This window comes from Mariniflexile litorale, from assembly GCF_031128465.2.
Classification (GTDB): Bacteria; Bacteroidota; Bacteroidia; order Flavobacteriales; family Flavobacteriaceae; genus Mariniflexile; species Mariniflexile litorale.
Genome location: NZ_CP155618.1, coordinates 524749 through 537682, shown reverse-complemented (window position 1 = coordinate 537682; position 12934 = coordinate 524749). Strand labels below are relative to the sequence as shown.

The following is a 12934-nucleotide window of genomic DNA, read 5'->3' as shown; positions in this document are numbered from 1 at the left end:
AAATAGTTTGGTTTTAAGTTTCTAATGTAAATCATTCTTCAAATTATCTCAGATGCATTTTTTTAAAATATTATTCATATTAACTATCGCATTACCGTACTCATTACTGTCTCAAACCGTAGCGTTTAATAATCCAATAGCAGAAAAGCGTGCCGACCCATGGGTTTATAAAGCTGATGATAGCATATATTACCTCATTGCTACAGTGCCAGAATATGATAAAATTGTGTTACGAAAATCAAAATCAATTAATGGTTTAAGGGAGGCAGAGGAAAAGATCATTTGGTTAAAACATGACAAAGGGATGATGGGGCATCATATTTGGGCACCAGAACTACATAAAATAGATGGAAAATGGTATATTTATTTTGCAGCTGGTGAAGCCGAAAATATTTGGAATATTAGAATGTGGGTACTGTCTAATTCTTCAGCAGACCCTATGGAAGGTGAGTGGGTAGAAGAAGGACAGATAAAAACGCAAAAAGAATCTTTTTCATTAGATGCGACAACTTTTGAGCATGACGAAAAACGTTACCTTATATGGGCACAAAATGTTAGAGGCGGGGAGCATGGTACCGCTTTAGTTCTATCTGAAATGAAAGACCCTACAACATTAACAGGAGTAGAAGTGGTGATAACCGAACCCGAGTTTAGTTGGGAACGCATGAAATATAATGTCAATGAAGGGCCCGCAGTAATTAAACAGAATGGTAAAATATTTGTGACATATTCGGCAAGTGCCACAAATGAAAATTATTGCTTAGGTTTGTTGTGGATAGATGAAAATGCCAACTTACTCGATATTAATAATTGGCATAAATCGCCAGCACCTGTGTTTTATACTAATGAAGATTTGAAGCGTTATGGTCCAGGACATAATTCGTTTACAATCTCAGAAGATGGTAAAAATATAATCATGATATATCACGCCCGAGATTATAAAGGTATTAAAGGGCATGAATTATCCGATCCTAATCGTGCTACACGAGCAAGAGTCGTGAAATGGACAGCTAGTGGTTTTCCCGATTTTATGCAAAAAGAAGGTGATTAGTTTACGAATTGCTTTAATAACGCCCAATGAGTTTGTTAATTTATTGGCTGTTTTTTTACAAGATATTAAATAAGTCCTAATAAAAACAGCAATTAGGCAATACTTTTAACAGTGGTTTTAACTTCAAATAAAAAGTCTTATTTTTATTTGATAGCCTATTGGAAATCAAAGATTTCAAATCTGTCATCTAGTTGCTATTTGAAATTTGTATTAGGCTTTACACTTTTATTACACACAAAACTTATATACCAAATATATGATTCAAAAAGGTTCTGAAGCAGAAAGATTAAAAGTCCCTAATAACTATAAAAACTGGAAAAAATGGGGGCCTTACTTAGCGGAGAGACAATGGGGAACTGTTAGAGAAGACTATAGTAATCATGGAGAAGCATGGGAATTTATAGACCATGAAAAAGCACGTAGTAATGCTTACCGTTGGGGAGAAGAGGGCATCGGTGGTTTTTGCGATTCACGAGAAATTTTGTGTTTAGCACCTGCTTTTTGGAATGGTAAAGACCCCATTTTAAAGGAACGCTTATTCGGACTTACCAACAACCAAGGTAATCACGGGGAAGATGTGAAGGAGCTTTATTTTCACCAAGTATCCTCACCTACACACTCCTACTCAAAGTATCTATATAAATACCCACATTGTGAATTTCCGTATGGCGATTTGGTAAATGGTAATCAACGTGGGCGTCTGGAACTTGAATACGAGTTGTTAGATACTGATGCTTTTAAAGATAATGCTTATTTTGACTGTTATATAGAATATGCTAAAGCCAACGTAGATGATATTCTTATGAAAGTTACTGTGGTGAATAGAGGCACTAAAGCAGCTGATATTCATGTGCTCCCACATTTATGGTTTCGTAACTTTTGGAAACACAACAAACGTTATGAACGACCTAGTATGAAATCTGTTTCAGATAATAGCGTACAATCTCGAAGTATTAGAAACGGAAGATATTATTTATATCACGAAAATGGTGAACAGTTATTTTGTGATAATGAAACCAATAACATGCGTATTTATAACTTTGAAAATGATGTTAAATATGTAAAAGATGGTATTAATGACCATGTGGTCGATGGAAAATCAACTGTAAATCCGGAAAAAGCAGGCTCTAAATTTGCTATTTGGCATCAACTAAAATTAGAAGCAGGCGAAGAGAAAACCATAAAAGTACGCTTAAGTAAAAAGAAAGTAAAAGAGCCTTGGGGAGATTTCGATGCCATTTTTCACGATCGTATTAGCGAATGTGAAGACTTTTACACCGAAACGATTAAAACCAACATTCCAGAAACACATCAAGCCATTGCCAGAAGTGCTTTTTCTGGTTTATTATGGACCAAACAATTTTATTATAATGATGTTTTTAAATGGTTATTTGGTGGTCCAGGTGAAGGGAAACCCGAAAGAGCCAACATGCGAAATTACAGTTGGCAACACCTTACGAATAGGCATGTTATTTCCATGCCTGATAAATGGGAGTATCCATGGTATGCTGCTTGGGATTTAGCTTTCCATATGGCATCTTTTGTAGAAATAGATCCTTTTTTCGCCAAAGAGCAATTGTTATTGGTGCTCAAAGAAAATTACATGCATCCCAATGGACAAATTCCAGCTTACGAATGGAATTTTAGTGATGTAAACCCACCTGTACATTCGTATGCTGTTTGGAATGTATATGAAAAAGATAAAAATTATACAGGGAAGGGAGATACTGAATTTTTAGAAAAAGCCTTCCAAAAACTACTCATCAATTTCACCTGGTGGGTAAACCAAAAAGATAAAAATGGGACTGATTTATTTGAAGGAGGCTTTTTAGGTTTAGATAATATTGGGGTATTCGACCGTAACCACATGCCTCCTGGTATTACTAGAATGCAACAAGCCGACGCTACTAGTTGGATGGCTATGTTTACGCTTAATATGCTACGCATGTCGTTAGAACTCTCAAAAACTAATAAAATTTACGAAGAATCTGCGGCAAAGTTTTTTAGGCATTTTCTTAATATTGCTTGGGCCATGCATCACATAGGCAAGAAAGATATTTCGCTTTGGGATGATGAAGATAATTTTTATTACGATGTGGTAGAAATGGATAATGGTAGTACAAGTCGTTTAAAAGTGCGTTCATTGGTAGGGGTGATACCTATGTTTGCTGTAGAAATTATGCATAAAGATTTATTTGAAGAATTAAAGGATTTTAGGGTTAGAGCTAACGAAATTATTAGAACCCGTCCAGATTTAGCTTCATTGATTACAAATTTAGATGATGCCAATGCTGAAGGTAATTATCTATTTGCCCTCATGCGTGGTTTTAGATTAGAGCACTTACTAAAGCGTTTATTAGATGAAGATGAATTTTTATCAGATTATGGTATTCGCTCACTATCTAAGTATCACGAAGCACATCCATTTGTGTTCGAGCATCATGGGCATCATCAAATTCAATATGAACCTGGAGAGAGTCGCTCTAATATGTTTGGTGGTAATTCCAATTGGCGCGGACCTATTTGGATGCCTTTAAATTACATGATTATTCAGTCGTTGCGTAAATATTACACTTTCTATGGGCCAACATATCAATACGAATTCCCTACAGGTTCAGGTAATAAACTCAATCTGAAACAAATTGCGAATGAGCTTACAAAACGTTTGGTAAAACTGTTTGAAGCAAATGGAGATGGGAAGTTTCAATACCATGCTGATAGTGCTAATAAGCAGTTCTCGAATGATGAACATTTTAAAAACTTACACCTGTTTTATGAGTTTTTCGATGGTGATAACGGTAAAGGTTTGGGCGCATCACACCAAACAGGATGGACCGCTTTAATAGCTAATTTAATTATGGAAATGGACGCTGATTAATTTGTTCCTTTGGATATTTGAGCTATATAAGTTGATGTAATACACTTGGAAAATAGTTTTTTCTTCTGCTAATTATCAAGAGTATTCAAAAGAGGGTATATAAAATCAATATGAGTTTCTAATAAGTTTTTTTATCAAGAACGGCCTCTTTTTTTATATTCGTCAAATATTTTTCTTTTAAAGTCATCTTCAGTTTTATGTAAAAGAATGATTTTTTTTGCTGAGATTACTTTAGATAAGTTATTGAAAAATTCATTTTCAATAGCCTGTCTTTTGTTGTCTTTTAAGCGATTTTCTTTTAAAACTTCTTTAGCTTCTTCTTCGGTAATAGTTTCAAAATTTATTCTTTTTCTAGCTTCATAAGCTTCTTTTCTCAGTCTAGTATTTTCTTCTTCATAAGTGTTATAAATAGGCCAGAATTTTTGAGCCTCTTTTTCGCTCAAATCTAATTTTTCGGTTATGTACGCAATTTTTAAAGTTTTAATCTTGTCTCTATTAGATTGCGCAATGGTTATTAGCGAAAAACTTAATATAAATAGTATGCTTGTAAGTGTTTTCATTTTTGCTTTATTTTGTAATAATATCTTCAATTTCTAAATTGTCAAACACATAATTTTCTAAAGTTTCAGAAGTATAGCCATCATGAATTAAACGAACGTCTATTAAATCTTCATTAGTAAAAAGAGATGCAAATTCACTGGTTTCTATATCTTCATCTATAATATAGTTTTCAATACTTGTAGTTTCTATACTTTCAATGGTAATATTTTTATTGTTATTGAAGAAAATATTAATCGTTAAAATTAAACTAGCAGCTACAGCCGCAACATACGAAGCTTTACGCCATGTTATTAGTTTAATAACCTTAATGTCCTGTTTTTGTGATTGGGTAGCATTAATTATTTTTTCCTCTAATGAATCAAAGTAATTGTTAGGCACTTTATAACCAGGCTCAGTTATTATTTCCTGAAGTTTGGCCTCGTTTAGAATAGTGTCTTCAAGCGATGCAAAATAATCTTTAGGAATTTTAAATCCAGTAGTTTTTATATTATGTAATTTGTTTGTTTTCATTATGTTAATAAGACTCCATATTTTAATAATGGTTTAATCTTGGGTTAGATAAGTTTCAATTTTTTTCACGGCAATGTGATAAGAAGCTTTTAAAGCTCCTTCACTTGTTTCCAAAATATCTGATATTTCTGAATATTTTAATTCCTGAAAATATTTCATATTAAATACCAATTTTTGTTTTTCGGGCAATGTTGCAATAGCTTGTTGTAATTTAAGTTGAATAGCATCGCCTTCAAAATAAACATCGGAAGTTAAATTGTTTATTGCCGCTAACTGCGCTTCTTCACTAGTTATTTGTAATTTTTTTGCATTTTGATTAATAAATGTAATAGATTCATTGGTGGCTATTCGGTATACCCAAGAAAACAGTTTGCTGTCTCCTTTAAAGTTATGAATATTTTTATATATTTTAATATATGTGTTTTGAAGTACGTCATCTGTATCATCGTGAGACTTTACAATGTGCCGTATGTGCCAATATAAACGTTCTTTGTAAAGTGTTATAAGTACTTTAAAAGCCTGTTCTTTGTGGGTTTTAGATTTTAATTGTTCTATTAATTGTGCTTCGTCAATCACAAATATATTTTACTAGTTATGCTCTTTAGACTATTAAATATACTAAAAGTTTAACCTTGATTTTTCTTAATTTCATAGAAATGCGTTAAGACTTTAAAAATCAATGTTTTGAAAACAGATTTATCGATTAAGTGTAAATTAATACGTTTAAATACATTTTTTCTTGTATGTTATGGTTTTTTGTTTTAAGTTTGCTTCAGAAACCTATTTATGTTGTTAGTCGTCCCCAAGTCTAACAGAACAAAAAAAAGGATAGAAGCCCAAATTTCTATCCTTTTTAAATTTATGAATGTCAGTTTTTATTCGAAACTTTGCATTTCAACAAGCTTTTGGTAAACACCTTTTTTTGAAATAAGTTCAGCATGTTTGCCTTTTTCTACAATTTCTCCCTTGCTTAAAACCACAATTTCATCGGCATTTTGTATAGTAGATAATCTGTGAGCAATCACTATAGATGTTCTGTTTTTCATCATATTTTCTAGTGCTACCTGTACCAAACGTTCGCTTTCGGTATCGAGTGCCGAGGTGGCTTCATCTAAAACCATAATAGGAGGGCTTTTTAAAACGGCACGTGCAATACTTAAACGTTGTTTTTGTCCGCCCGATAATTTATTTCCTGCATCTCCAATATTAGTTTCGATACCATTAGGTAATTCTTTAACAAATTCCCAAGCATTAGCTATTTTCAAGGCTTCAATAACTTCGGCATCGGTTGCATTGTCTTTACCAAGCTTTAAATTGTTTTTAATACTATCGTTAAATAAAATAGCGTCTTGAGTTACAATGCCTAATTGTTGTCTTAGTGATTTGGTAGAAAATTCACGTATATCAATACCATCAATTAAAATACTTCCTTTATTAATATCATAAAACCGCGTAATTAAATTAGCTATGGTAGATTTTCCGCTTCCTGATTGTCCAACCAATGCCACGGTTTTTCCTTTGGGAATGGTTAATGAGAAATCTTTTAAAACATATTCTTTTTCGTATTTAAAAGAAATGTTATTAAATACAATCTCTGAGTCGAATCCAGTTTTGGTAATCGCTCCTTCTTTATCTTTTAAAGGGTTGGGTGTATCTATAATTTCCTGAATGCGTTCTGCAGCGGCATCTCCTTGTTTTATATTGTAAAGACCTCTTGAGATAGCTTTGGCAGGTACCATAATATTATACGCCAATCCCATGTAAGCAATAAAAGAACTACCATCTAGAGAACCATCTACAAGTACTAATTGTCCACCATACCATAATAAAATAGATATTACTAAAATACCTAAAAACTCACTGGTTGGTGAAGCTAAATTTTGACGGTTATATAATTTATTTGAAAAGTTATAAGAACGAGAAGACGATTCTTGAAATTTAGTATCAAATTTATCTTCGGCATTAAAACCTTTTATAATACGTAAACCTGTTAACGTTTCTTCTAAGATAGATAAAATAACACCTTGCTCTTTTTGAACACGGTCTGATTTTCGTTTTAAACTTTTTCCAATTCTAGAAATTATAATACCAGATAAAGGGATGAATATAAAAACGAATATGGTTAGTTTTAAACTAATTATAACCATCATTATAATGGTAAAAAGAATAGTTAAAGGCTCTCTTGCAATAAGTTCTAAAACGGGGAGCATAGAATATTGCAATGTGGATATATCATTAGTAATACGCGACATAATATCTCCTTTTCTTTGTTCCGAAAAGTAGGAAAGCGGAAGTTCGACTGTTTTTTTATAAACTCTATTTCTTAGATCGCGAACGACACCGTTTCTTAGGAAAACCATGAAGTAGTTAGCTAAATATCCAAATATATTTTTTAAAAGAAACAACACCATTATTAAGCTAACAACTAAAAGCAATGCTTTTTGCGGGTCATTTTCAGCGTATAAATTAACGTGATAAGATAAATAATCTTTATAAAAATCTTTTAAGCTAGAGATACCATTGTAGACGGGTTTTATAATGGCTTTTTTATTGTCTTTTTCTTCAAATAAAATATCGAGCATGGGTATTAATGCCACAAATGATAATGCTCCAAATAATGCATAAAATATGTTTGATATAATGTGCCCTAAAGCATGCTTTTTATAAGGTTTAGCATACTTTAAGATATTTAAAAACTGATTCATTAAATAAGATTTGACTGTTTATAAAACATGCTTTTATGATAACCATAAAAGCATGCAAATTTTTAGTAAAGATACAAGATATTATATTAATTTCATGTCTTTTAAAATGCCTTCAGCTTTAGCATCAAGTGCAGCTTCGGTTTTATTAAAATCTCCTACCGAATTTAATTTTGTGTTTACACTTACATAAAACTTTATCTTTGGCTCTGTGCCACTAGGTCTTAAAGCAACTTGGCTACCATCTTCCAAATAGTAAATAATAACGTTTGATTTTGGAATATCAATAGTGGATTCTTCATTCGTTATCATATTTTTTGAAATAGAAGAATCATAATCTTCAATTTTTAAAACTTTTGAGCCATTGACCACCTTAAAGGGGTTTTCACGAGCATCAATCATCATTTGTGTGATTTCTTGAGCGCCTTCAATACCTTTTTTTGTTAATGATACTAATTTTTCTTTATAGCAGCCATGTTCTACATAAAGGTTAAGAAGTTCGTTGTAAAAAGAACTGCCATTGGCTTTAGTTATAGCAGCTATTTCGCAAGCTAATAGTGTAGAAGTAACAGCATCTTTATCGCGAACAAAATCGCCTACCATGTAGCCAAAACTTTCTTCGCCACCTCCAATAAAATCAAGTTCAGGAAAATCTTCAATAAGTTTAGCTATCCATTTAAAGCCAGTTAAAACAATTTTGCTATCTATTTTATAAGCATCAGCAAGCTTGTTTAACATAGGGGTTGAAACTATTGTGGAGGCAATAAACTCTTTTCCTTTAATTTTTCCAGCAGCTTTCCATTGCTTTAATAAGAAATCGGTCATCATTAGCATGGTTTGATTTCCATTAAGCAGCTGTAATTTGTTTTCCGAATTACGTACCGCAACACCTAAGCGATCACAGTCTGGGTCGGTACCAATAACAATGTCAGCATTTACTTTTTCGGCTAATTCTAACGCCATTTTCAAAGCTGCGGGTTCTTCTGGATTTGGTGATGCTACAGTTGGAAAATTACCATCGGGCGCTTCTTGTTCTTTTACGATATGAACATTTTTGAATCCTGCACGCTTTAAAGTTTCTGGAACTGCTGTAATAGATGTTCCGTGAAGCGATGTGAAAACAATCGTTAAATTGTCTTTTGCTTCTGCCGAAGTATTAAAGTTAGCATTTTTAACAGATTCGTTTATAAAGGCATCATCAACTTCTTTGCCTATATATTTAATTAAAGCATTGTTGGCTTCAAACTTGATGTTTGAATATTTTAAATTATCAATAACGTTAATAATTTCACCATCTTGTGGTGGGACTAATTGACCTCCATCTTGCCAATATACTTTATAACCGTTATATTCTGGAGGGTTGTGTGATGCTGTTAACACAATACCACAATGGCAGTTTAAATGCCTTACAGCAAATGATAATTCAGGAGTCGCACGTAAATCTTCAAACAAATATACCTGTATACCGTTGGCAGAAAACACATCGGCTACCACTTTCGCAAGAGATTTACTGTTGTTCCTGCAATCGTAAGCTATTACTGCTTTCGGTGTTTCGTTAGGGAACGATTTATGTAGATAATCACTTAAGCCTTGCGTGCTTTTTCCAAGTGTGTATTTATTGATTCGGTTGGTGCCAACGCCCATAATACCGCGCATGCCACCGGTTCCAAATTCTAAATCTTTATAAAAACTTTCTTGTATGTCTTTTGGGTTGTTTGCAATACTGTTTTTTATAATAGATTGAGTTTCTGCATCAAAAGTCGGGGTTAGCCATGAGTTAATTCGATCTAAAATTTTTGGTTCAATATGTATCATAATGTCTTATAAATAATGGTTTCAAAAATAAACAATTACCTGATTATAATCTTTAATAAATTGTTATTTTGAAGGTGATGAAACTCTTTTTAAAGTTATTAATTTAAATTCAATTCTTCTTTAATTAAATAGCGTTTTTTGTCTTCTTTGGTACGTAAAATAATTTCACCCAAAAAGCCAGCAACAAAAAACTGCGTACCAATTATCATAGTTGAAAGCGATAAATAAAATTGAGGGCGTTGGGTAATAAGTCTCCCTGATGGGTTTAAAAATAATTTATCGATGCCAAGGTATATGGCGAACCCAAAACCAATAGCAAACATGATAAAACCTAAAGCTCCAAATAAATGCATGGGACGTTTGCCAAAACTGGATAAAAACCAAATGGTGATTAAATCCAAAAAACCATGAACAAAACGGTTCATACCAAATTTAGTTTCGCCATATTTCCTGGCTTGATGTTGCACTATTTTTTCGGCGATTTTTATAAAGCCAGCATTTTTAGCTAAAACAGGAATGTAACGGTGCATTTCGCCATTCACATCAATGTTTTTAACGACTTCAAGTTTGTACGCTTTTAGTCCACAATTAAAATCGTTGAGTTTTACACCCGATGTTTTTCTAGCTGCCCAATTGAATAATTTGGACGGTAAGTTTTTTGATATAACAGAATCGTAACGTTTCTTTTTCCAACCAGAAACTAAATCATGTCCATCGTTAGCAATCATGCAGTAAAGTTCTGGAATTTCGTCGGGGTTGTCTTGTAAATCGGCATCCATAGTTATAACCACATCACCAGTAGCTTTTTCAAAACCAGCATGTAAGGCTTGCGATTTCCCAAAATTCTTTAAAAAACGAATGCCTTTTACATTTGGGTTTTGCGATGTTAAATTACTTATGGTTTTCCAAGAATCGTCAGTACTACCATCATCTATAAAAATAATTTCATACGAAAAACGATTGGTTTGCATCACTTTTGCAATCCAATCGTGTAATTCGGTTAAAGAGTCTTCTTCGTTAAGTAGTGGTATGACTACTGATATGTTCATTTAAGAGCTTTCAAAAAGTTGATGCTTCAAAAATACAGAATTTATTCGGTGTCGGGTTTACTTTTTTTCATTGCTGCGGCAACTATTAACCCAATAACACTAAAAAACACTAGATAACCAGCTAATCCTTTTACAATATTGCCCAATCCGAATTGATTTTGACTTTCAATTTTATCTACAGCTTCTGCAATTACTTCACTAGGAGTATTAAAACTTTCCATCATTTGAATCGTTTTTTCAATGGTTTTTTCTTTTAGAACCGTAGCAGCATCGGTATCAATAAAATTAAATAATAAATAAGAAACCAATGTGCTTATTAATAAACCAACTAAAATTGTAATAAAATAGGCTGTGAAAGCTTCTTTAAAACTCGCATACCCATCTTGAGCTTGTTTTATTTTTGCTACAGATACCATTCCGGAGGCAACGATGGCTATCAAAATAAAAATACCATACCAAGTATTTGTAAGCAATTCTAAGTTTATAGCATAGGAAAGCACGGTTAGTAAGGTTAATAAAACACCTAAGTATAAGCCGTAATTAACAGCAATTGATTTTAGAGATTTTTCCATAATATTGTATTTTTTTTATGAGTTATATAGTTAGAATTCAAATATACTAATTCGTTACAATAATATTAGTAATAAAAAATACAAAAAAGTATTGCATGATTGCAAAAAATGCTTATTTTTGCACTTCCAAAATTGAAAAGAATTTAAAGCTTTAAGCGATGAAAAAAGATATACATCCAGAAAATTATAGAATTGTAGCATTTAAAGATATGTCTAACGAAGATGTGTTTTTAACCAAATCTACTGCAAACACAAGTGAAACTTTAGAGGTTGATGGTGTTGAGTATCCACTTATTAAAATGGAGATTTCTAGATCATCGCACCCTTTTTACACTGGTAAATCTAAATTAATAGATACAGCAGGTCGTATTGATAAATTCAAAAACAAATACGCTAAGTTTAGTAAATAAGCTTAACAAAATTATTATACGGAGCCTTCATATTTTATATTGAAGGCTTTTTTATTTTCTACATTTAGTCTACTTTTGAATAGACAACCAATCAGTTTAGGTTTTGGGTGGGCAACTTAAAACTTAAAACTTAAAACTTTTAGCTTCTGTATGAACTATATTCTTTTTGATGGACCTTCTCGAAATAATTTATTGCCATTTACATTTACACGTCCTGTTGCCGATTTAAGGATAGGCATTTTAACCATTCGTGAAAAATGGGAAACATTTTTAGAGTCTACCACTACAACCATTACCGAAGATTATTTATCCGATAAGTACCCCATGGTGGAAATGGATGAAAATGTAATGATAAATGCATCCTACCTCCCCAATTTAGAATTGGTTGAGATGGTAAAAGATTTACAAGAAAATCAAGCCATTTTTAAAGATGAAGATGTGATTGCTTTTTTTTCAAAAGAAACACAAGAAGAGGTTAATTTTGATACTTACGAAGCCATCGAGTTTGATGCTGATGTTATAAAAGTAGAGCATACATGGGATATTTTTTCAAAAAACGGAGAAGCAATTCGAGAAGATTTTAATTTATTAACTGATGGTAGACGGTCACAACCCATCCCTTCGAGTAATAATGTAATAGCTGCCGAAAATATTTTTATTGAAGAAGGTGCCCAATTAGAATTCACCACGCTAAATGCAAGTAATGGTCCTATTTACATAGGTGAAAATGCATTGATTATGGAAGGAACTCTAATAAGAGGTCCTTTTGCATTGTGTGAAGAAGCCATAGTGAAAATGGGAGCTAAAATTTACGGACCTACCACTATAGGACCTTCAAGTAAAGTGGGTGGGGAAATAAGTAATGCCGTGCTATTTGCAAATTCAAATAAAGGTCATGATGGCTATTTAGGAAACTCTGTTTTAGGGGAATGGTGCAACTTAGGTGCCGATACCAATACATCGAATTTAAAAAACAATTATGCCGAAGTGCGTTTATGGGACTACCAAACCGAAAGTTTTGCTAGAACTGGATTGCAGTTTTGTGGACTCATGATGGGAGATCATAGTAAATGTAGTATCAATACTATGTTTAACACTGGTACGGTTGTAGGGGTGAGTGCCAATATTTTTGGTAGTGGTTTCCCTAGAAATTTTGTACCTAGTTTTAGCTGGGGTGGTAGTGCAGGCTTTACAACTTATTTAACTAAAAAGGCTTTTGAAGTAGCCGAAGTGGTTATGTCTAGACGCCTTATGGCATTTTCCGATGAAGATAAAGCCATTTTAGAACACGTTTTTGAAGAAACAAAAAAGTATAGACGCGAATAAAACATCGATGTTTTAATGTAATTTGTTTAAATTCAAAGTGTTATATTTGTGTATAACACT

The 12934-nt window shown here is 32.7% G+C and carries 11 protein-coding genes; 4 read left to right on the top strand and 7 right to left on the bottom strand.

All coding sequences use genetic code 11. The features are described 5' to 3' along the window. Positions 1 to 52: 52 nt before the first annotated feature. Positions 53 to 1051 (top strand): glycoside hydrolase family 43 protein, encoded by a 999-nt coding sequence (locus tag QLS71_RS02090; RefSeq protein WP_308991188.1) that lies wholly within the window; start codon positions 53 to 55, stop codon positions 1049 to 1051. A gap of 256 nt (positions 1052 to 1307) precedes the next feature. Next, positions 1308 to 3929: a glucosidase gene (locus QLS71_RS02085; RefSeq protein WP_308991189.1), complete on the top strand. Its 2622-nt coding sequence runs from the start codon at positions 1308 to 1310 to the stop codon at positions 3927 to 3929. 134 nt (positions 3930 to 4063) lie between these two features. On the opposite strand, the gene QLS71_RS02080 is transcribed toward QLS71_RS02085, so the two are convergent. The 7 genes from QLS71_RS02080 to QLS71_RS02050 form a co-directional block, all read right to left on the bottom strand. Continuing rightward, positions 4064 to 4489, bottom strand: coding sequence for a hypothetical protein (locus QLS71_RS02080; RefSeq protein WP_308991190.1), 426 nt, complete (start codon positions 4487 to 4489; stop codon positions 4064 to 4066). 7 nt (positions 4490 to 4496) lie between these two features. Beyond that, on the bottom strand, positions 4497 to 5000 hold the full coding sequence (locus QLS71_RS02075) for a hypothetical protein (protein WP_308991191.1): 504 nt from the start codon (positions 4998 to 5000) through the stop codon (positions 4497 to 4499). A 33-nt stretch (positions 5001 to 5033) separates the two neighbouring features. After that, positions 5034 to 5576 carry an RNA polymerase sigma factor gene (locus QLS71_RS02070; RefSeq protein WP_308991192.1) on the bottom strand — a complete coding sequence of 181 codons (543 nt, stop codon included), beginning with the start codon at positions 5574 to 5576 and terminating at the stop codon, positions 5034 to 5036. A 299-nt stretch (positions 5577 to 5875) separates the two neighbouring features. Further along, positions 5876 to 7705 carry an ABC transporter ATP-binding protein gene (locus QLS71_RS02065; protein WP_308991193.1) on the bottom strand — a complete coding sequence of 610 codons (1830 nt, stop codon included), beginning with the start codon at positions 7703 to 7705 and terminating at the stop codon, positions 5876 to 5878. Between the two features lie 81 nt (positions 7706 to 7786). Then, complete coding sequence (locus tag QLS71_RS02060; RefSeq protein WP_308991194.1) at positions 7787 to 9517, bottom strand: phospho-sugar mutase; 1731 nt, start codon at positions 9515 to 9517, stop codon at positions 7787 to 7789. Positions 9518 to 9615: 98 nt separating this feature from the next. Further along, positions 9616 to 10566: a glycosyltransferase gene (locus QLS71_RS02055; RefSeq protein WP_308991195.1), complete on the bottom strand. Its 951-nt coding sequence runs from the start codon at positions 10564 to 10566 to the stop codon at positions 9616 to 9618. Positions 10567 to 10607: 41 nt separating this feature from the next. Beyond that, a complete protein-coding gene (locus tag QLS71_RS02050; RefSeq protein ID WP_308991196.1) occupies positions 10608 to 11138 on the bottom strand; it encodes a DUF4199 domain-containing protein in 531 nt (176 codons plus the stop codon). A 158-nt stretch (positions 11139 to 11296) separates the two neighbouring features. Here QLS71_RS02050 and QLS71_RS02045 point away from each other — a divergent pair, with 158 nt between their 5' ends. Both QLS71_RS02045 and QLS71_RS02040 read left to right on the top strand, forming a co-directional pair. Beyond that, entirely contained in the window at positions 11297 to 11548 is a 252-nt protein-coding gene (locus QLS71_RS02045; protein ID WP_308991197.1) for a type B 50S ribosomal protein L31, read from the top strand. 150 nt (positions 11549 to 11698) lie between these two features. Continuing rightward, positions 11699 to 12874, top strand: a complete 1176-nt coding sequence (locus QLS71_RS02040; protein WP_308991198.1) for a GlmU family protein — start codon at positions 11699 to 11701, stop codon at positions 12872 to 12874. Positions 12875 to 12934 lie beyond the last annotated feature (60 nt).

Bases quoted from the DNA above. Each gene is read 5' to 3' on its own strand.
- QLS71_RS02090 (WP_308991188.1), top strand. From the start codon at position 53: ATGCATTTTTTTAAAATATTATTCATATTAACTATCGCATTACCGTAC.
- QLS71_RS02085 (WP_308991189.1), top strand. From the start codon at position 1,308: ATGATTCAAAAAGGTTCTGAAGCAGAAAGATTAAAAGTCCCTAATAAC.
- QLS71_RS02080 (WP_308991190.1), bottom strand. From the start codon at position 4,489: ATGAAAACACTTACAAGCATACTATTTATATTAAGTTTTTCGCTAATA.
- QLS71_RS02075 (WP_308991191.1), bottom strand. From the start codon at position 5,000: ATGAAAACAAACAAATTACATAATATAAAAACTACTGGATTTAAAATT.
- QLS71_RS02065 (WP_308991193.1), bottom strand. From the start codon at position 7,705: ATGAATCAGTTTTTAAATATCTTAAAGTATGCTAAACCTTATAAAAAG.
- QLS71_RS02060 (WP_308991194.1), bottom strand. From the start codon at position 9,517: ATGATACATATTGAACCAAAAATTTTAGATCGAATTAACTCATGGCTA.
- QLS71_RS02055 (WP_308991195.1), bottom strand. From the start codon at position 10,566: ATGAACATATCAGTAGTCATACCACTACTTAACGAAGAAGACTCTTTA.
- QLS71_RS02050 (WP_308991196.1), bottom strand. From the start codon at position 11,138: ATGGAAAAATCTCTAAAATCAATTGCTGTTAATTACGGCTTATACTTA.
- QLS71_RS02045 (WP_308991197.1), top strand. From the start codon at position 11,297: ATGAAAAAAGATATACATCCAGAAAATTATAGAATTGTAGCATTTAAA.
- QLS71_RS02040 (WP_308991198.1), top strand. From the start codon at position 11,699: ATGAACTATATTCTTTTTGATGGACCTTCTCGAAATAATTTATTGCCA.